Origin of the sequence: Nitrosomonas marina, assembly GCF_900110145.1 — a bacterium.
Classification (GTDB): Bacteria; Pseudomonadota; Gammaproteobacteria; order Burkholderiales; family Nitrosomonadaceae; genus Nitrosomonas; species Nitrosomonas marina.
This window is the reverse complement of the sequence record NZ_FOCP01000007.1, coordinates 57,925-78,356: the sequence shown is the minus strand read 5'-3', so window position 1 is coordinate 78,356 and position 20,432 is coordinate 57,925. Positions and strand designations below refer to the sequence as shown.

The 20,432-nt window shown below is 47.0% G+C and carries 19 protein-coding genes and 1 other RNA gene; 7 read left to right on the top strand and 13 right to left on the bottom strand.

The genetic code is table 11. The annotated features are described in order from the left end of the window. Positions 1–2 precede the first annotated feature (2 nt). From rluB to BMX44_RS06610, 6 genes are all read right to left on the bottom strand, one after another. Positions 3–821, bottom strand: coding sequence for a 23S rRNA pseudouridine(2605) synthase RluB (gene rluB / locus BMX44_RS06635; RefSeq protein WP_090630016.1), 819 nt, complete (start codon positions 819–821; stop codon positions 3–5). Positions 822–843: 22 nt separating this feature from the next. Beyond that, positions 844–1,173, bottom strand: a complete 330-nt coding sequence (locus tag BMX44_RS06630; protein WP_090630009.1) for a YbaB/EbfC family nucleoid-associated protein — start codon at positions 1,171–1,173, stop codon at positions 844–846. A gap of 12 nt (positions 1,174–1,185) precedes the next feature. Then, positions 1,186–2,823 carry a DNA polymerase III subunit gamma/tau gene (dnaX, locus tag BMX44_RS06625; RefSeq protein WP_090630003.1) on the bottom strand — a complete coding sequence of 546 codons (1,638 nt, stop codon included), beginning with the start codon at positions 2,821–2,823 and terminating at the stop codon, positions 1,186–1,188. A 135-nt stretch (positions 2,824–2,958) separates the two neighbouring features. Then, positions 2,959–3,057: signal recognition particle sRNA small type (gene ffs, locus BMX44_RS06620), an RNA gene on the bottom strand. Between the two features lie 123 nt (positions 3,058–3,180). Then, complete coding sequence (locus BMX44_RS06615) at positions 3,181–3,681, bottom strand: hypothetical protein (protein WP_090629999.1); 501 nt, start codon at positions 3,679–3,681, stop codon at positions 3,181–3,183. A gap of 3 nt (positions 3,682–3,684) precedes the next feature. Further along, positions 3,685–4,002 carry a UvrB/UvrC motif-containing protein gene (locus BMX44_RS06610; protein ID WP_090629995.1) on the bottom strand — a complete coding sequence of 106 codons (318 nt, stop codon included), beginning with the start codon at positions 4,000–4,002 and terminating at the stop codon, positions 3,685–3,687. A 136-nt stretch (positions 4,003–4,138) separates the two neighbouring features. Here BMX44_RS06610 and BMX44_RS06605 point away from each other — a divergent pair, with 136 nt between their 5' ends. Both BMX44_RS06605 and BMX44_RS06600 read left to right on the top strand, forming a co-directional pair. Beyond that, complete coding sequence (locus tag BMX44_RS06605) at positions 4,139–5,605, top strand: TM0106 family RecB-like putative nuclease (RefSeq protein ID WP_090629987.1); 1,467 nt, start codon at positions 4,139–4,141, stop codon at positions 5,603–5,605. A gap of 187 nt (positions 5,606–5,792) precedes the next feature. Continuing rightward, positions 5,793–7,169, top strand: coding sequence for an L-serine ammonia-lyase (locus BMX44_RS06600; protein WP_090629985.1), 1,377 nt, complete (start codon positions 5,793–5,795; stop codon positions 7,167–7,169). Positions 7,170–7,197: 28 nt separating this feature from the next. Here BMX44_RS06600 and BMX44_RS06595 read toward each other — a convergent pair whose 3' ends face one another. From BMX44_RS06595 to BMX44_RS06575, 5 genes are all read right to left on the bottom strand, one after another. Further along, entirely contained in the window at positions 7,198–8,538 is a 1,341-nt protein-coding gene (locus BMX44_RS06595; protein ID WP_090629980.1) for a DUF3422 family protein, read from the bottom strand. Between the two features lie 9 nt (positions 8,539–8,547). Then, positions 8,548–9,297 (bottom strand): DUF2182 domain-containing protein, encoded by a 750-nt coding sequence (locus BMX44_RS06590; RefSeq protein ID WP_090629976.1) that lies wholly within the window; start codon positions 9,295–9,297, stop codon positions 8,548–8,550. 72 nt (positions 9,298–9,369) lie between these two features. After that, positions 9,370–9,978, bottom strand: a complete 609-nt coding sequence (locus BMX44_RS06585; protein ID WP_090629972.1) for a DUF1326 domain-containing protein — start codon at positions 9,976–9,978, stop codon at positions 9,370–9,372. Between the two features lie 39 nt (positions 9,979–10,017). Then, positions 10,018–10,752, bottom strand: a complete 735-nt coding sequence (locus BMX44_RS06580) for an SDR family NAD(P)-dependent oxidoreductase (RefSeq protein ID WP_090629968.1) — start codon at positions 10,750–10,752, stop codon at positions 10,018–10,020. A 3-nt stretch (positions 10,753–10,755) separates the two neighbouring features. Then, positions 10,756–11,409: a DUF938 domain-containing protein gene (locus BMX44_RS06575; protein ID WP_090629965.1), complete on the bottom strand. Its 654-nt coding sequence runs from the start codon at positions 11,407–11,409 to the stop codon at positions 10,756–10,758. A 343-nt stretch (positions 11,410–11,752) separates the two neighbouring features. Here BMX44_RS06575 and BMX44_RS06570 point away from each other — a divergent pair, with 343 nt between their 5' ends. From BMX44_RS06570 to BMX44_RS06555, 4 genes are all read left to right on the top strand, one after another. Continuing rightward, positions 11,753–12,283, top strand: coding sequence for a CDP-alcohol phosphatidyltransferase family protein (locus BMX44_RS06570; protein WP_177167697.1), 531 nt, complete (start codon positions 11,753–11,755; stop codon positions 12,281–12,283). Then, on the top strand, positions 12,276–13,094 hold the full coding sequence (locus BMX44_RS06565) for a hypothetical protein (RefSeq protein ID WP_090629956.1): 819 nt from the start codon (positions 12,276–12,278) through the stop codon (positions 13,092–13,094). Before BMX44_RS06570 ends, BMX44_RS06565 begins: the two co-directional genes overlap by 8 nt. Before the next feature lie 202 nt (positions 13,095–13,296). Beyond that, entirely contained in the window at positions 13,297–15,828 is a 2,532-nt protein-coding gene (locus tag BMX44_RS06560) for a 3-hydroxyacyl-CoA dehydrogenase/enoyl-CoA hydratase family protein (RefSeq protein WP_245738857.1), read from the top strand. Positions 15,829–15,894: 66 nt separating this feature from the next. After that, positions 15,895–17,094 carry an acetyl-CoA C-acyltransferase gene (locus BMX44_RS06555; protein ID WP_090629951.1) on the top strand — a complete coding sequence of 400 codons (1,200 nt, stop codon included), beginning with the start codon at positions 15,895–15,897 and terminating at the stop codon, positions 17,092–17,094. Positions 17,095–17,147: 53 nt separating this feature from the next. Here the strand turns inward: BMX44_RS06555 and fghA are convergent, their stop codons facing one another. Then, a complete protein-coding gene (gene fghA / locus BMX44_RS06550; protein ID WP_090629946.1) occupies positions 17,148–18,002 on the bottom strand; it encodes an S-formylglutathione hydrolase in 855 nt (284 codons plus the stop codon). Beyond that, a complete protein-coding gene (locus BMX44_RS06545) occupies positions 18,002–19,108 on the bottom strand; it encodes an S-(hydroxymethyl)glutathione dehydrogenase/class III alcohol dehydrogenase (protein WP_090629942.1) in 1,107 nt (368 codons plus the stop codon). Before BMX44_RS06545 ends, fghA begins: the two co-directional genes overlap by 1 nt. A 542-nt stretch (positions 19,109–19,650) precedes the next feature. On the opposite strand from BMX44_RS06545, the gene BMX44_RS06540 reads away from it, so the two are divergent. After that, positions 19,651–20,271 (top strand): XrtA/PEP-CTERM system exopolysaccharide export protein, encoded by a 621-nt coding sequence (locus BMX44_RS06540; RefSeq protein WP_090630364.1) that lies wholly within the window; start codon positions 19,651–19,653, stop codon positions 20,269–20,271. Positions 20,272–20,432: the final 161 nt, after the last annotated feature.

Sequence of the window (20,432 nt, the reverse complement as noted above, 5' to 3'; positions counted from 1 at the left end):
ATTCAGGCTAGCAACGTTAACAGTTTCCGGGTTTCTTTTTCTTCAAGTTCCAGCCATTTCCCGCGCTTGATACGTGCTGGCAGATTAATCGGACCAAACCGCACGCGTATCAGACGGCTAACAGTTATCCCAAGTGCTTCAAACATGCGCCTGATTTCTCTGTTTTTGCCTTCTTTCAGGATAACTCTATACCAATGGTTGACGTTTTCGCCGCCCTGTTCGATCAGCTGATCGAAAGATACGGTACCGTCTTCGAGCTGGATGCCGGTAGTCAGCTGGGTGATGTGTTCGTCCGATAATTTCCCGATTATACGAACGGCATATTCACGTTCTACTTCAAATCGCGGATGCATGAACCGGTTAGCGAGCGACCCATCGGTAGTGAAAATTAACAGGCCACTGGTATTAAAATCCAGGCGGCCGATTGCGATCCATTTGGAAGATCTAAGATGAGGCAGTTTGTCGAATACAGTCGGACGGTTTTCAGGGTCAAGTCGACTGACAATTTCACCTTCAGGTTTATGGTACAGTAAAATCCGCGGTAGTCGATCGGCAAAGTCAAAACGGATGATGCGCTTACCGATCTGGACTCGGTCTTGTGCGCCAACACGGTCTCCCAGAACAGCCTTTCTGCCGTTGATGCTAACCTGGCCAGTGGCAATCAGCGCCTCCATTTCGCGTCTGGACCCCAGCCCTTTCTGGGCCAGCAATTTCTGCAATTTGTGGGTGACTGCAGAGGCCGGAACACCATATTTGTCTTTATCAGATGCCCGAAGTGGAGATTTGGATTTACCTGATCTGGTCGGTTTATGTGTGCGCATAAATCTGTTTGATCGGTAGTAATCAGAACGGAAGCTTCATACCGGGCGGTAAACCCAAACCACCGGTTAGTTCGGCCATTTTTTCCTGAGTCGTGGTTTCAACGCGTCGAACAGCATCGTTGAATGCCGCAGCTATCAGATCTTCGAGCATTTCCTTGTCGTCGCCATCTCCAACCAGGCTGTCATCAATCTGTACGCTTTTGACATCATGGCGACAGGTCATGACAACCTTAACCATTCCAGCACCTGACTGGCCCTCAACTTCCAGTGTGGCCAGTTTTTCCTGCATCTGTTTCATGCTTTCTTGAACCTGCTGTGCCTGTTTCATCATGTTTGCCAGATTAGCTTTCATGGTAAATCTCCTTTAATTTCGAATAGGTTTGATGGAGGATTCTATGATTTTTGCGTCAAAACTGTCTACCAGATCCTGCACGACCGGATCTTTTTCAATGGCGGCAATTGCCTCTGTCTGTTTTTGCTGGTTTTCTAGTTGCTGTAATGCAACCGGTGTCATCCCCGTAATGCTGCCAACTTTGAAGCTTAGCGCGACCGGTTTTCCGAAGTGATCGTTCAGTGCGGTCTGAATGGCATTCTGGTATTTTTTGTCGAGTAAATGTTTATGGGCATCGGGAACCAACAATTCAATGGTATCTGTTGATAATAATTTTGCTTCACTATGCTGCGCCAGCATTTTGGCCATGCCGATCAAATTCAGTTGTTTAACCAGGTCATGCCAATTTGATACCGGTGCGGTTGCAGACATTTTCTGCGCTGCCGGTAGCTTCTCGACGCTTGCTGAAGAACCGGAAGCAATCATTGTATGACTGGTCTGAGCCGATCCATTAAAAGTATTTATTGTACCTGGCTGTTCATGTGTTGAGGTTACCTGTTGTATTGCCGGATTGAGTGGCGGGTTATCAGGCATAAATGCGAGCATGCGGACTAGCGTCATGGTAAAGCCAGAAAATTCGTCGGGAGCAAGGCTTAAATCACGGCGTCCATGCAGTGCTATCTGGTAAAACAGCTGAATATCCTCGGCTGTAAATGTTTCCGCGAACTCCTTTATGCGCTGGTATGCCGGCATGTCTTCATGAACTGACTGGGGCACTGCTTGCGCCAGCGCTACTTGATGTAACAGTGCTGAGACATCATGCAGTACAGTATCAAACGATAAGCCATGCGATGCAATCTCATCTGCAATGGCTAACATTTGTGATCCGTTTTTTTGTTTCAGCGCGTCCAGAAGGTCGTGTAGATAATGCTGGTCAACGGCGCCAAGCATGTTTCGGACAGACTGCTCCGTTACATTTCCTTCACCAAAAGCAATCGCCTGATCCAAAATACTCAAAGCATCACGCATACTGCCCTGGGCTGCCTGCGCAATAAGTGTCAATGCTGCCCCATCCACCGGTATACCCTCATGGGTCAGAATCAGTTTGAGATGCTCCGTAATTAACGCTACTGGAATTTGCTTTAAATTGAACTGCAGACATCGGGAAAGAACGGTTACGGGGATTTTCTGCGGGTCTGTCGTAGCCAGAATAAATTTGACGTGTGCAGGTGGCTCTTCGAGTGTTTTCAGCATTGCGTTAAAAGCCGACTTGGACAGCATATGCACTTCGTCGATTATATAAATCTTGAATCGCGCTCCAGTCGGTGCATATAGAGCATTTTCCAGCAAGTCGCGCATATGGTCGACCTGTGTATTTGATGCAGCATCTAATTCGATCAAATCTATAAAATGTCCATGATCAATTTGAGTACAGGCGCTACAGTTGCCACATGGTGCTGCTGTTATTCCGGTTTCACAATTCAGCGCTTTAGCAAGAATGCGTGCTACCGTTGTTTTACCCACACCGCGCGTTCCTGTGAACAGATATGCATGATGTAAACGGTTATGTGCCAGCGCGTTCGTCAATGCCCTGACGACATGATCCTGCCCGGTCAGTTCAGAAAAGCTTTTTGGTCGCCACTTGCGTGCAAGGACTTGTGATTGTGACACGTCGAATAATTGATAAATGGTGTGCCTGTCGCATATTATATCAGGTCACGTAATTGCTATGCATCAATTCGTCAATCAGGGTTTAAATAAGAATGTGACTGCGTACGCGAGATAAAAATTCAAACAACAGGGCAGGGTGGCGAGCCAGACCCCCGGCACTTGCAAAAATTAGCTGTGGCTGCTTCCTTCCGGACCTGACCAGGTTCACTACCTTGCAATGCGGGGAGGCCCGCCTTTGATCTTGGTCGGGTTGTGTGCCCAAGAAGCGAGAGTATACCAGTACACGGTTACTAAACAAAGTGCTTTGCGCGATTTGAGCACGCGATCCAAATTGACACTGAAGTTAGCAGATTGGGCTTATTTATCCGTAGCCGGTTTGGGTTTGGATTCACGGCCGTTTTCCTGTGCGGTCCGGAACAGATAGCCTGCGATAGCGCCAAGTATGCCGATAGCCGCCGTCAATTGTTCAGAGGTGTCTACGATAAGAACCAGAATAATTGTACCGAAAACAATCAGGATCAGACCCGCGCCGCTGACAATATCCTGAGGCTGGGCGTCATCTTTAAGCTTAATCAAGAAATACAGCACAATACTGAGAGATAGCAGGCACATAACGGACAAAATAATGACATAATAAAATTCATTTGCTACACGTATGTGCCGAATGGAACTAATTGAATCAGCGGAGTCTACCGCTGGCGCCGACTCCTCGCGTACGATTTTGTCGAATACCTTGTCAAAAGAGAGTGCGTTAAGTTCGGTTGCACCGTTTTGTTCACTGCTTTCGGTGTCAAAATCCTGAGCGTAGATGGTTGAGCAGAATATTGCCAAGAAACAGAATATATTCAAGGATTTCATGCGTTAGCGCTCAATTTGTTCCAGAATGCCCCTGTAGTAGGCTGCCTTTAAATAATCGCCGGCCTCGACTGCCTGTTCCAGCCTTCTTTCATATTCCCGAATCCATTGAGATTTTTCCTCTGCCTTCATATTATTCAAAATTTGAATTGAGCGCTGCATTTTATCGTTAAGGCGCCGCCTGATATCGTCGGGAGCAGGCTGCTGCTGGATAAATGGCGTTGGTGAATCATCATCCGTATATTTATTCAGCGGAGCGGCAAGCACAGGTGAAATCTGGAGGGCCATAACCATTGTTGCGGCAAATCCTGATACAATTCCCATAGTATTTTTTATCCTCTTCTCTTTTAATCAGCTGCGTTCATGCTTGCGTATCCTGGAATCTATTGCAGTTATCATTACCTGATCTGTAAAAATAGTCAATCTGTAAGATCGGGATGGTAAATCGAGAAATTTTTACATGCACATTACCAGTTCGCCAACGATCAAAGCCAGTGATGCCGTTACATGGGTTTTCTGCAGGCGACGCATGTGGCTGGAATTTCACCAGCCGATCAGATGTGAGGTCGATCCATTCATTCAGTTATTGAGTGATGCAGGTTTGCAGCATGAGCGCCGTGTCTTGCAACGGCTCCAAAGCGAGCATGTTGTTCAACAGGCGACATCGTTTGACGATACACTTGCATTGATGGAACAGGGTGTGCCGGTTATTTATCAGGCGCGGTTAAAGGATTATGAGATAGGTCTGATAGGTTTTCCTGATTTTCTGATTCGTCAAGAAAACGGCTTTTATCAGGCTGCCGATGCTAAACTGACGCAGCGTGAAAATAAAAAAGCGCTTCAGATTCAACTGGGTGTGTACCGGCGATTACTGGGGAATCAGTTGCCCGTTGTCGTTTTTCTTGGAAATGGGCGTACTGCGGGTATTGGCTGCGAGGTTGATGTGCTTGTTGATGAATTTATCGGGGACATGCATCAGTTGCGTACCTTGTCGGAACAGCCGCCTGCACGATATAGTCACAGTCGTTGCCGTATTTGCCCTTATTTGTCGCGGTGCCGTACAGAATTTGAAGCCAGCCAGGACACTTCTATGCTCCACGGCATGCACGGGCGTACAGCCGAACTTCTTGCGCAGACAGGAATCAGGACAATTGCGCAGCTCGCTGCTCAGGACCCTGAAAACATTCCTGATGTTCCACATCTGAGCAGTCTGAAAAAGAAACAGCGTATTGTCCGGCAGGCACAATCGGTTTTGCATGATAATATCGTTCAATTAAACGCTATCAATTTGCCGGATGGCACCTGGGTCCATTTTGATATTGAAGACAATCCAATGGCACGGACGTGCGACAGGCATGTTTATTTATGGGGATTGTTGGCGCCACCTTATAGCCATGACGATTTTGATTATGTATGGACAGATGACGAGACGCAGGATTACACAGGCTGGCAGGTGTTTCTGGAAAAAATCCAACAGTATCGTGCAAAGCATAATTCGCTGGTTATCGCGCATTATTCGAACCATGAAAAAGTCATTATCAGAAAATATGCTGAACGATACAGCATGATCGACGACGATACTGTAAAGTGGCTGCTGGGTCTGCATGGTGAAGCAAGCCCGCTGTATGATATACAAAATGCGGTGCTTGACAATCTCGTGCTGCCGGTAGCGGGTTATGGATTAAAAGAAATCTGTAAACATCCGAAACTGGTGAATTTTCAGTGGGAGCTTGAGTCATCCGGTTCACAGTGGTCTGTTGTACAGTTCAACCGGTTTCAGAAAACCACTGACAAGTGGACTAGGCAACAGCTAAAAACTGAATTGCTGACATATAATCGAGACGATGTAATAGCTACGCGCAAACTTGAGTTGTGGTTGCGCGGTTTTTCAAATAGAGAAAATGTTCATACAATCAGCGCTTATTAATACTTCCTGGTGCTTTTTTACAGCAGTTTTCGGGGAACGGTGCAGATGTAACTTACACAAGCGTTTTTGATGAAAAAGTATTAAAATTTTCCCTGCGAACGGAACAGTACGTATATCTGTCTGACAATCAATACGGTATCGAATATGGATATTGTAGTGCTTATTTATTCAATTTTTGGGTTCTTTTATGTTCATCAGTGTTCTTGATCTTTTTAAAATTGGCGTTGGTCCTTCCAGTTCCCATACCATGGGGCCGATGGTTGCCGCTAAGGATTTCCGTACTCGCTGCACGAAGTATATGGACGATGACAGCAGCGATCAGCCCTTTCATGTGCGGTGTACGCTAAAAGGTTCGCTGGCATTTACCGGCAAAGGTCATGCAACCGACCGTGCTGTTATATTGGGTCTAAATGATTACACACCTCAGGAACTGGCCAAAGAAGATGTCAATACATTGATTGATGATCTTTCCTCACGAGCAGTAATCGATTTCAAAGGCGTGGATGTCATCTTTTCTCCAGTAGATGATATTGTATTCGACCGTGGTGAACCGCTTCCGGAACATCCGAACGGAATGATTTTTCAGCTGATGAATGCAGTTGGAAAAACCGTATTGCAGGAAACCTATTTTTCAATTGGCGGCGGTTTTATTGCAACATTGGCCGAGATCAGCCAACTGGTGGCGCCGATCAAACTGGAGGTGACAAATTCCTGTGGTTATCCTTTTGAAAACGCGAACCAGATGATGAAAATGTCGACTGACAGTAAACTATCTGTTGCCATGATGAAACGCAGCAATGAACTGGAGCGTTTTGGTGAAGAGGAATTGAATGCTGGGCTGGATGCTATCTGGGAAGCCATGCACACCTGCATACAGAATGGGCTGTCAGCTGATGGCACTCTACCTGGCGGACTCAAGGTGCAAAGGCGCGCCAAGGCGTTGTACCGCCAATTGCAGGAAAAGCCACAACAGGCAAGTCTAAATGACTGGTTGTGTGCCTATGCAATGGCTGTGAATGAAGAAAATGCCGCTGGCCATATGGTCGTCACAGCGCCGACGAATGGCGCTGCCGGTGTTATACCTGCCGTTCTTTATCACGCGGTAAAGCATGAGGGAGCGACACATGAACAGGTGCGGGATTTTCTGCTGGTTGCAGCAGCCGTTGGCGGACTGATCAAGCATAACAGCTCTATTTCGGGTGCTGAAGTAGGGTGTCAGGGAGAAGTGGGGTCAGCTTCAGCGATGGCGGCTGCTGGACTTTGCGCAATTAAAGGTGGTACAACTGAACAGATTGAAAATGCGGCGGAAATTGCACTCGAGCATCATCTGGGAATGACCTGTGATCCGGTGGGTAGCCTGGTCCAGGTACCCTGTATTGAACGCAACGGGTTTGGTGCGATCAAGGCATATACTGCTGCATCGCTGGCGATTCGTGGCGATGGTCAGCATTTTATGTCACTGGACAACTGTATTGCAGCGATGAAACAGACCGGGCTGGAAATGTCAGTCAAATTCAAGGAAACATCACTTGGCGGTCTGGCTGTCAGTATTACTGAATGCTAATGTTTAATGGCGGGCCGTGCGGGCGGTGTTATTTTTTTGAATGCTGCTTGTTTACCAGGTTGCGGATGCGCCGGACAGCAAGAAATACACCGATGACGACAACCGGAATGGCAATGCCAGTGATCAATTCGACATTGATCATATAACCGGTTGCTTTGATGGCCTTGAGTCCATAACCAATCAGGCCGAGAAGGTAATAACTCAAAACTACTACAGACAGCCCTTCTACAGTTTCCTGCAAACGCAGTTGCAGATGCGCGCGATTGTCCATCGATTTGAGCAGATCGCGAATTTGCGCTTCCATGGAAATATCAACGCGCGTTCTCAACAGCTCTGAAGCGCGTGCGACATGCAAGGATAAATTTTCCAGTTTCGAATGCACCAGTTCGCAGGTTCCCATCGCTGAAGATAACCGCTGTATCATGAACTCTTGCAGCATTTGCAAACCTTCAATGCGTTCCTCGCGTAATTCCCTGATGCGTAGTTTGACAATATCATAGTACGCGCGGGAAGCGTTAAACCGATGGCTGGTCTGGGCCGACAGCACTTCAATCTCGGCTGCCAGCGTGGTTAATTCGTCCAGCAGTTGCTGTTCATCATCAATGTTGTTGAGTTCTGCGTTTCTTAGCATAGCCAGACGGTGATCAGCTTGTGCGAGCTTGGGTATCATATCCCGGGTCAAAGGCAGCGGCAGCATCGCCAGCATACGATATGTTTCTATTTCGAGCAGTCGCTGGACCAAGCGCCCGACCTGGCGACTGCGTAAATTGTCATCATGTATCAGTATGCGGCCGAAACCATCTTGATGAATTTGATTATCGCTCCATACACTGGCGCTACCGCCGGCCACTCTGGAACCGATGACGGTATTGGAAGAAAACAGTTGCGCCATCTCATTTAAGCTGCGCTTGGGACGTGCACGGTCGTCGAGCGCTATATGTGTTGCAACGAGGACCTCTCCCGGCAGGCTGGCCAACCATTTGCGTGGCAGTCGTTTGATCGGAGGCTGTTCAAAAGGGATTTCGAATGATCCCGCCTGATAAACTGTGTATGTTGAATATTCTGTGTGGCGTTCCCATCTGAGTTGTACTTCACCCATTACGACAGTGAATTCATTGGTGTTGCTATTGGGTGGTGTGGTATTGTACTGGTCGCACAACTGGCCAAGCAGCTTGCGTTCCTGGCCGATAAATTGCCTGTCTGATAAGAGAACAAGATGCGAAAGCTGTGCGGGAATGGCCAGGAACTCATACGCGATTGCGTTCAACTCATAATGAAGCTCCTTTCTTTGCTGGTACTGGGCAATACCCAACAGGTCATCGTTGAAACGATGGTTGGCCGTTTGTGATGACAAGGGATCAGCATTCATAGACGTAGGTTATGAGAAAAAAAGACAGAAACCCCATACTATAAACAGAATACCGACTGCTTTGGAAAAAAAACGGTACCGGGGCGGGGCGATTTTCTCAACGAAAACAAGCAGTGTGATGAGCGCCATACCCAGCAGGCTCATTACACCGATTGCAAACATAATCAGCATTTGCGCCCAACAGCAGCCAAGACATGCGCTGCCGTGCTTTATACCCATTTGGAAAGCGCCAATGCCACCTTCACGCCATTCGGTCAAGACAAACCCCATCGGCGTGCGGCATAACTGTAGAAACTTGTTTTTCTGTGGCGTGAATTGATAAAAGCCTGCCAATAAAAAAAGGGTCGCTGCCAGCTGCTCATGTTGCAAGTCCATCATGGGGGTTAAGAAATTCAGACCATGCATCTGCCATTGCATTACTGACAGGGCTATACTGAATACGAGCCAGACGACAAGATAAGCAAAAACAAACAATAAGGTATTAGGATAGGCTGTTTGGTAGCGTTGTTCGCAAATTTTTGTGTACACAACCACCATTGGGATCGCGGTTGGCAGCATCATCGCGATCATCATCACGGCCCACATTGTGTAAACCAGCCAGAAGTCCGTCCACTGCCAGTTGTAAATGTCAGCCGAAGGCATCCACATTTCCGACATCGGCAGCGATGTCATCAACCAATGCTGGTAATATAAATAAAACCAGGCGGCAATAATAGCAATCAACAGGGTTAAGAGGATTGTTGCTTGATTTCTGGACATGATTTGAGCTGAACGACCACACAAAGGATTTGCTGCCGGCCAATGATGGGACCGGCAGTATTGTGCGAGTAATCAGGGTTGATAGGTAAACTGGGAAAAATAGCTGTTACGGTTTGAGAATTTCCAGGATTTGTTAAAATCATGATACGCATAATTGGATGAGCGTGCGACAACTGCAGGATGACTGGCAACTACACATAAAGGTGGATTTTCGATTGTCGCTTCGCCGTCCTGGATGCCCTGGATGGATTCGACTGCCATTTCCGCAATACCGGGTATTGACAGCTCACGCTGATTGCCACGCGCACAATAGTCGATTTTTACCTTTCGGATGCCCCAGATTTCGGTGACGAAGCTCATAAGAACGGCGGGATGGCCGCCATGCCTGCCGCTGTAAATTTCAGTAACCGCATTAAACTGTCCGTCACTGGCGCGCTCGTCTACATAAAGCGCTGCTTGCCAGTTGCCATCTTTCATGTGTCCGGGAGAGAAACAGGCGAGTGCTACATTCAGGTCGTCCAGCGACTCTCCATTTAAATAACCGCTATCTATGTGCCAGGCCACCAGTAGTTTGCAATTACCTTCCGAAGGCGGTTGCAACCAGATACACGGGCATGCGGTTTCACAGTTACATGCCTCAAAATAACTGCCATGCAGTTTCCAGTCTGTTATTGTATTCATTGTTAAAGTCCAGTAATGGTTTCTTCAATCCACTCGGTTTCAAAAAATTTCTTTGTACGGTCTCAGATCAAGCTCGTGTGTCCATGCGCTGCGTGGTTGTTGATGTATCGCCCAGTAAGTTTGGGCGATTGCGTCGAGTTTAAGCAAACCGTCGATGCCTTTGGCCTGCACAAATTCAGGAAATTGCTGTCGCGCCCGATCACCGTCGATCACGCCGTCAATAATCGTGTGCACGATATGTATGCCTTGTGGTGAGAATTCCCGTGCAAGTCCCTGCGCCAACGCCCGTAATCCTGCTTTGGCAGATGCAAACGCCGTGAAAGGGGGCTTGGCTCTGAGCGATGCGGTTGCACCGGTAAAAAATACCGTTCCCTGTTTCTGGGTCTGCATGATCGCCATCAATTGTTTGGCGAATAAAAAAGCGCCCAGACAGTTTTGTTGCCATAAACGCGTAAATGTTTCAGTGCTGGTTTCAAGAAAAGGCGCGGGAATATTGCTGTCGACGTTATAAGCTGCAACATGGATCCTGTCGCAACGTGCGCGTATCTGGTCAAACAGCGATTGCACGCTGTTTTCAATTGTAACATCGGCTGTAATCGGGGTTACAGCGCCGCCTGATCGCTGAATATTTGATGCAACACGATGCAGTCTATCTTCACTGCGACCGAAAATGAAGACATGCAAACCGTTTTTGGCGAAACAGCGTGCAAGTGCAGCGCCCAGGCCTTGTTCGGGTCCGACGCCTGCAACGATGGCTGAACCGGATGACGTCATCAGTTATTTTTTTCCGAAGATTAATGAAAAGTTGTTGCTTGGCATGTCAATGATTTCTTTAAGCTCCATACCATGATCTGCGGCCGCTTTCTTTAAATCAGCGATATCCTTGAGTCCCCATTCAGCTACACCGGCGGAACTCAACGTATCGTGGAATTCCTTGTTGGAGTCCGTTGTGAATTTGCCTTCTATCTGGAAGGGACCGTATATCAGCAGAAAACCATCGTCCTTCAGCAGATGTGATGCGCATTTCATCATACTGTCTGCAATTGAAATGGGTGCAACCTGGAAAATATTGATACAGAAAATCACAGCAAATGATTTTTCCGGGCCGGGATTGAACCAGGTGTCGGGGCTGGTCAAATCCAGATGCACAGGGTCGGCGATATTGTTATTACCTTGCTGAGTGGCCAGGTTCCTGATATTGTCAAACACTTCGGTATCCATGTCGGACGGGTGAAAATGTAAATGTTCGAAATGTGGTGCGAAATAATTGATATGCATGCCACTGCCGCTGGCCATTTCCAGCACCCGTTCCGGGTCTTTGGGTAATTTTTCCTTTAGTACCCCTAATATCGGTTCGCGGTTACGTCCGCCCGCCCAGGCAACATATTCACTGAGAGGATGCGGATCTAACGGAGGTGTTTCCTGATTCATATGACTTGTCCTTTATTGAGTAATCAGTTGAAAATGCAAAAACAGGCTTAATGTTTTTAAAGTTGAAAGCGTATCAGCTTCAGTTGATATAGCCAATACCCTGTTGATTCCAAATACAGTAATGGCGCGAAAACGCTTAATGACGAACATGCCGATAATGCGGTAATTTTTCAACGCAACTGTTGCCCCTCTGATAATATTATTACTGCTGCGAATGGTAAATAACGCCTAGAATCACACTGTACTGCATCTCTACAATTGTCTGTTGTAAGGCGTGTGTAATTTAGAACGCAATTACACTATGAAGGGTTCGAGTAGTTCAATCTGGAAAAAATTAACTAAAATGCTGAAACATCTGCCAAATACATTGTCCTTGTTACGTCTGGCGCTGGCCTTTGTTTTTCCGTTTGCGCCAGAACAATACCGCTTGGCTATCGTTGCTTTGGCGCTGGCAACTGAATATTTCGACGGTGCCTTGAGCCGCTGGTTTAATCTGCAAACACCTCTCGGTGCGTTGCTGGATCCGATAGCCGATAAATGCTTTGTTCTATCAGTTGCTGTAATCATGTTTCTGGAAACCAACATGACCTGGTGGCAGTTTTTATTATTTGGTGCGCGTGATATTGCTGTATTTTGTGGTGCAACGTTTATCGCATGGGAAAAAAACTGGCGGGCTTTTTTTAATGTGATTCCCAGAGTTCCCGGTAAAATCGCGACTGTATTTCAATTTCTGGTTTTTTTAAGCTTTGTCGGCCTGCATATGATTCCACAATGGCTGCTGATTTTGACAATTGTCATGAGTGTCGTCTCGGCACTGGATTATGTTCAGTTGTTTGTCAAAAATGATTTTTATCGTGGTATGAGGAATGCATAGTCGGTTGCAAACACCCGCAAATCGAATTGTTTTACTCGGTGCAAGCAATCTGATTTTTTCGCTTCGTATGATTATCCAATTGATGCAACAGCATTGCGGGTCACCAAGTGAGGTGCTGGTTGCAGCGGGACATGGGCGCTCATACGGACAAAATAGTCTGGTCTTGGTGCGTGAATTACCGGGGATTGTTCAGTGTGGTTTATGGCGACAGTTGGATTCAGCAAGGCCGATGCCTGTGTATGCCTTTTTGACGGATGTTGGAAACGATATTCTGTACGGTTATTCGCCAGACCGGATTCTGTCCTGGGTATCTTGGTGTATTCATCAGTTGCATCAAAGTGGTGCGCGTATTGTTATGACGAATTTGCCGATGGCCTCTGTCAGGGCGATGTCTGAACGCCGGTTCATGTTATTGCGAAATATTTTGTTTCCAACATGCAGACTCTCCCGTGACCAGATAATTGAGCGAGCGTCCACAGTGTATCAGGGTTTGCATACATTGGCTGAGCAGCATCAGCTGGTATTGTACGAGCCAAAGCCAGAATGGATGAGTATTGATGGTATTCACGTTTCTATATGGAAGCGTCGAACATTTTATCGGCAACTGTTTTGTAGTTGTGCAGATTCCGGACAGTTTTTGCTTGATCAGACACGCCAGGTTTCTGATCTGGACGGACAGGTAAAGGATGGATCTTTATCAAACTGGCAGCGGCGTCCCCGGTTCGCTGTGCGCAGACTGTTTGGAAAAACACAACGTGCTGAACAACCCAGTGGCAGCCTGGAAAACAATACTACAGTTGCTTTGTATTAGTCTGACTGGCATTAATTGATACGCTGACTGATTTCGAAAAAGACAACTTTACGGAGTATTCCTTGCTGAATATTGGTGGCAGAAAAAGTATCAGTGGGGGTAAGATATACAATTTTCTACCGGCGCCTATGGTAGAAGGTGGATATTGAACTGCTATGCTGGATAAAGCGAAAGAGCGGACAAACTATTTGAAAACCGAATCATGCAGGAGGCAGAATTGAATAACGCTCAATTTATTGTGCGCAAGGTAGCGGTGCTGGGTGCGGGCGTCATGGGTGCACAAATTGCAGCCCATATGGTTAACGCCAATATTGAAACCATATTGTTTGAATTACCGGCTGAAGCAGATGATCCTAACGCCAATGCTGTTAAGGCGGTTGAAAAATTGAAAAAACATGAACCGGCGCCGTTGGCGGTGAAAGCCAAAGCCGGATTTATTCAGGCAGCCAATTATGATCAGCATCTTGAACAGCTTAAAACGTGTGATGTCGTAATCGAAGCGATTGCAGAGCGTATGGACTGGAAACAGGCACTTTACGAAAAAGTTGCTCCGTTTCTGGGTGAACAGACAATTTTCGCAAGCAACACATCCGGTCTTTCCATAAATCAGCTGGCGCAGGCATTTCCGGAAACATTGCGACATCGTTTTTGTGGGGTTCATTTTTTCAATCCACCACGGTATATGCATCTGGTTGAATTGATACCTTGTGCGAACAGCGATGCGCTGATGCTCGATAACCTGGAGTCGTTTCTGGTTACTTACCTGGGCAAGGGTGTTATCCGTGCAAAAGATACTCCAAATTTTATTGCCAACCGTATTGGCGTGTTTTCATTGCTGGCAACCATGCACCATGGACGGTCATTCGGACTGGGATTTGACGAAGTAGATGCTCTGACAGGTACGCTGATTGGTCGGCCAAAGAGCGCCACTTTCAGAACTGCAGATGTCGTTGGGTTGGACATACTGGCGCATGTCATTCATACCATGCGCGACACGTTGAAAGACGATGACTGGCATGCATATTTCGAAACACCTGACTGGTTACGCGGACTGATTGACGAGGGCGCGTTCGGGCAAAAAACCAAACGGGGAGTGTATCAGAAAGTCGGCAAAGAAATTCAGGTGTTAAATCTGGCCGATAATTCATATCGGGTTTCCCGCGGCGAAGCTAATGATGAGCTAAAACAGCAGCTTAAATACAGCAAGTCAGCGGATAAAATCGCTGTGATGCGTAACAGTCAACATATGCACGGTCAATTCCTGTGGGCTATTCACCGTGATTTATTTCATTACTGTGCCGTTCAACTGGCGCATATCGCCGATAATGCACGTGATCTGGATCTGGCTTTACGATGGGGTTTTGGCTGGGAACACGGCCCATTTGAAATCTGGCAAAGAGCCGGTTGGAAACGGGTGGCCGGTTGGATCAATGAAGATATCGCAGCAGGTAAATGTATGCGTGATACACCGTTACCTTCCTGGGTTACGAAAATCAGCGATCAAGAGGTAGCAGCTGTACATACACCCCGTGGCTCCTTCGCTCCGGCATCGGGTTCGATGCATAAGCGTTCGGCACTGCCCGTTTATCGACGGCAATTGTATCCCGATCTGCTGATCGGCGAAGATAAGACCTACGGTGAGACCATTTTCGAAACCGATGCGGTCAGGATGTGGCATACAGGTGATAAGACAGCCATACTGAGCTTCAAGAGCAAAATGCATACTATAGGCAAGGATGTGCTCAATGGAATTCAGGATGGACTCGAGGAAGCCGAGAAAAACTGGCAGGCCCTGGTGATCTGGCAGACGGAGCCACCTTTTTCTGTGGGTGCTAATTTAAAACAGGCAACTGAACGTCCGAAACCGCCTCAAGTTGAAAAACGTGAGCCGGCGCCGCCATCCGTATTTGAAAGGTTTTTCAAACAGTTTAAAAAATCAGCACAGGCGACTGTCCTGAAGGCTGCCCGAGAGCTGGATATGGCGGATGCGCTGATGGCAAGGAAGCTGGCTGAAGTGGAGGCCATGATTGCCCAGTTTCAGCAGATATCGCAGGCACTCCGATATTCTATGATTCCAACGGTTGCAGCTGTGGACGGTATGGCACTTGGGGGCGGGTGTGAATTTATCATGCATTGTGACCATACTGTCGCTACTATGGAGACCTATATCGGTCTGGTAGAGGCGGGGGTCGGCTTGCTGCCCGCTGGCGGTGGTTGTAAGGAACTGGCGTTCAGAGCCGCACAAACCGCGGTGGAAAATGATCCGTTTCCACAATTAAAAAAATATTATCAAACAGTAGCATTGGCAGAGTTGGCAAAAAGCGCGGAACAGGCTAAGGAATTCGGTTTTTTACGTCCAGCCGATACTATTATTATGAATCGTTTTGAATTGCTGCACGCTGCTAAATTACAGGCATTGGCCCTGGCTGAGTCGGGCTATCGTCCACCGCTAAGACAACGGGCAATACCTGTGGCCGGAAATACCGGTGCTGCAACGATTGAGAGCATGCTTGTCAATATGCATGAAGGCGGTTTCATTTCCGATCATGATTTCCTGATCGGAAAAAAAATAGCATTTGTCATGTGTGGGGGTGATCTGACACCGGGAAGTCTGGTCGATGAAGAATGGTTTCTCGAGCTTGAACGCGCTGCGTTCATGGAACTACTCGCGACGGAGAAAACACAGGCTCGCATTGAACATACATTAAAAACAGGCAAACCACTTAGAAACTAAACGGTAATCCACACCTGGTAAAATTTGTAACAGGACGAGTGGCGTCTGCAATCCAAGGAGAATCTGATGGTCAAGCAAATACAAGATGCTTATATCGTGGCTGCTGTACGCACGCCAGTCGGTAAAGCACCGCGCGGCATGTTTAAGCATGTACGCCCTGACGACATGCTGGTTCATGTGTTGAAATCCGTGATGGAGTTGTGCGAAGGGGTTGATCCGGCTGCAGTTGACGATGTGATTGCCGGCTGCGCCATGCCCGAAGCAGAGCAGGGAATTAATGTGGCGCGTGTGGCTTTGCTGCTGGCGGGTTTGCCCAATAGCGTACCGGGTATGACCGTAAACCGGTTCTGCGCGTCAGGCTTGCAGTCGGTTGCAATTGCGGCCGATCGTATCCGCCTGGGTGAAGCTGATATTATCATTGCAGGCGGGACGGAAAGTATGAGCATGGTACCGATGATGGGAAACAAAGTGTCGATGAATCCGGCGATGTTCAAACATGACGAAAATGTTGCTATCGCTTTCGGTATGGGTATGACTGCTGAAAAAGTAGCCGAACAGTGGAAAGTGGATCGTGAGGCACAGGACGAGTTCGCACTGACAAGCCATCAGCGCGCTCAAGCAGCAATTGAAAGTGGCGAATTCAGACAGGAAATTGTGCCATATACCATTGATGAGAAATATCCCGACCTGAAAACACATCAGGTACGTGAAGTAAGCGTGGCCAAGGATACTGATGAGGGGCCGCGAGCGGATACAAGCATGGCAGTGCTCGCAAAACTTAAACCCGTGTTTGCAGCGCATGGTTCTGTAACAGCGGGTAACAGTTCACAAATGTCTGACGGTGCCGGTGCGGTGATGTTGATGAGCGAGTCTGCCATGCAGCGTTTTAACCTTTCTCCATTGGGAAGGTTTGTCGGTTATTCGGTTGCCGGTGTCCCACCGGAAATTATGGGCGTCGGGCCTATCAAAGCGATTCCGAAGGCGTTGGAGCAAACTGGTATCAAGTCAGATGATCTTGGCTGGATTGAATTAAATGAGGCTTTTGCCGCGCAAAGCCTGGCAGTTATTCGTGAACTTGGATTAGACCGTGAGAAAGTCAATCCCTTGGGTGGTGCGATTGCACTGGGACATCCTTTGGGTGCAACTGGATCCATCCGTGTAGCTACACTTTTGCACGGTCTTCGCCGGCACAATATGAAATACGGTATGGTAACCATGTGTATCGGCAGTGGTATGGGAGCTGCCGGTATATTTGAAGCGCTATAACCTGTAAAACAACACGGCGCCTGGAAATATCGGGTGTAAAAAATTTTCGACAGTCACCGGGAAGCGTTTAGCGTATCTTGATGATATTTCAGGTGCTCGGCTATAAAAGTGCTGATGAAATAGTAGCTGTGATCGTAACCGGGATGATAACGCAGCGTTAGTTTCTGGGCGGTATTTTGACATGCTTTTTCCAATTGGTCTGGGCATAACTGTTCGGTTAGAAATGGGTCCTCCAGGCCCTGGTCTATCAAAATGTCAGCGATTTGATTGCCGTCTTCTATTAAGGCAGTCGCATCATGATTGCGCCAGACTTCCTGGTTGTCGCCCAAATAGTGCGTGAAGGCTTTCTGTCCCCACGGGCACTGCATGGGTGCGGAGACAGGTGCGAAAGCAGAAACAGAACGGAATTTTTCTGGATAACGTAACCCTAGCGTCAGGGCGCCATGACCGCCCATTGAATGGCCTGATATGCCAATTCGATTCGGGTCCGCAGAGAATTCATGGATAATGATATTGTACAGTTCGTGTACGATATAACTTTCCATCAAATAGTGTTTTGACCAGGGTTCTGCAGTTGCATCTAGATAAAAACCAGCGCCTGAACCAAAATCCCAAGTGTCATTTTCGCCGGTAATACCGGTTTCTCGCGGGCTGGTATCCATAGTGACAAGCGTAAGGCCTAATTTCGCCGCATACTGTTGGGCGCCTGCCTTGATCATAAAAGTTTCATCAGTGCAGGTCAGGCCGGCAAGAAAGAATACCGCTGGATTAGGCTGACGATTCGTCTCAGGTGGTTGATATACCGAAAAACGCATCGGTAGGCCGATAGTGGATGAATTATGCTGACAGAAGCTTTGAGTACCGTCAAAACAGCGATGCTGGTTGCGTATTTCCAGTGATTGTTTCATCAGTAAACAACAACCGAGCGTATGGATTTTCCAGCTTTCATCAACTGAAAGCCTTCATTTATATCCTCCAGCTTCAGGGTGTGAGTGATTAATGCATCAATATTGATTTTGCCTTCCATATACCAATCAACTATTTTAGGAACATCTGTTCGACCGCGTGCTCCACCGAAGGCGGTGCCTTCCCATTTGCGACCGGTTACCAGTTGAAATGGGCGCGTGCTAATCTCCGCACCAGCTTCAGCCACGCCAACAATTACGCTGCGTCCCCAGCCTTTGTGGGTGCATTCAAGCGCCTGTCGCATGACTTTTGTATTGCCGATGCATTCGAAGCTGTAATCTGCGCCTCCGTCTGTGAGCTGTACAACAGCATCAACAATATCAGGTTCATTATTGGGATTCAGAAAATGTGTCATGCCAAAAGCGCGTGCCATAGCCTCCCGCTCCGGGTTGATGTCTATGCCAATGATTTTATCAGCGCCTACCATTCTGGCCCCTTGTATGACATTCAGACCGATGCCGCCTAAACCAAAAACAGCGATATGACTGCCCGCTTCCACCTTTGCTGTAAAGAGTACTGCTCCGATGCCGGTTGTAACGCCGCAACCGATATAGCAGACTTTATCGAATGGGGCATCAGGGCGAATTCTGGCTAATGCGATTTCGGGTACAACTGTAAAATTTGAGAATGTTGAAGTACCCATATAATGAAACAACGGTTTGTTGTTGAGCGAAAAGCGAGATGTGGAATCGGGCATTAAACCTTGACCTTGTGTGCTTCGAATCGCCTGACAGAGGTTGGTCTTTTGCGATAAACAGAATTTGCATTCGCGGCATTCCGGCGTATAGAGCGGAATTACATGATCACCGGGTTGTAAGGATTTGACATCCTTGCCAACTTCAACGACTATTCCGGCGCCTTCATGCCCAAGAACCGCGGGAAACAGGCCTTCGGGGTCAGCGCCTGATAGTGTGTAGTAATCGGTGTGACAGATGCCAGTGGCCTTGATTTCTACTAGTACTTCGCCTGTTTTGGGTCCATCCAGATCAATGTGTTCGATAGTAAGGGGTTGTTTTGCCTGCCAGGCCACGGCTGCTCTAGTTTTCATCTAAATTTTCCTGTTTGCTTTCATAAAATAAATGCGTGCCACTTTCTCAACAATTTTAAAATCCAGAATCAATTCTATCGTGTCTGATTTCCATTTGTACACCGGCTTGTTATCAATAGACGCGGTTTATTCAATCGTATTTTTATCGGGACACGCAGCGTATGTTTAACTGTTAATTGTCGAAAAGAAATAAATGTTTTTGATTATTTCCGGCATTGTGGATGAGTTGTTTTGGTACTGTAGTCCAATTGTTTTTGTGATATGCACTGATTATGATCAAATAAAACCTGCTCAGAACAATTGATAATAATATGTGTATTTTATTGTAACGGATGTTTTGAACGGGCATATATTGACTGGGATCGGCCAGTGCACAATCCTGAGTTTTCGGCTCATGATAAATTATGCGGTTTATTTCGGCTTTATTCTTGCTTAAGAAACTTAGTGTATCGATTAGTATCTGATACTATGGCATTATGTTATAAATGGTTTTCTTTGGCTTTTCTTGGTTAAATGTATAAGAGGAAACTTCTGTGAAAAAAATCTTCTTGAGCGCAGGCGGCCTGTTGCGCTTTCTTTTTTGTTGTTCATTTTTTCCGCTTCTGTTTGGTTGTTCTACATATCCACTACTAAGTGATTCAGAAAACGAAATTGTATCCCGTGATTATTTGATAGGCCCTGGCGATAATGTGGATATTATTGTGTGGCGTAATCCGGAAATTTCTATGTCAGTTCCGGTAAGACCCGATGGAAAAATCACAACGCCACTGGTTGAAGATTTACCTGCTAGCGGGAAGACATCAACGCAGCTTGCACGCGATATTGAGGAAACATTATCCAAATATATTCAGGAACCAGTAGTTACAGTCGTTGTAACCCAATTTGTAGGGCCTTACAGTGAACAAATCAGAGTAATAGGAGAAGCCGCAGAACCTCAGGCGTTACCTTATCGGGAAAATATGACGTTGATGGATGTCATGATTGCAGTCGGCGGCATGACAGATTTTGCAGCAGGAAACAGAGCAAGAGTAATTCGCAGTATCAATGGAGAGCAAAAGCAGTTCCGTGTTCGATTAGATGATCTAATAAGAGACGGTGATGTTTCTGCCAATGTTCCCATGTTACAAGGCGACGTGCTGGTGATACCAGAAAGTTTCTTTTAGTTCTAGTATTTAACATATTACGAACATGTTCTGTTAGGAGTATTGGTTCGGAAATATGGTTAAAACAATGTTACATAGATTGCATCTGGAGCAATTTGTTTGAGATGTTTTGTTCAATTTCAGTATTAGCCCATAAGCGACCGAGATTTAAAGAGAGTATT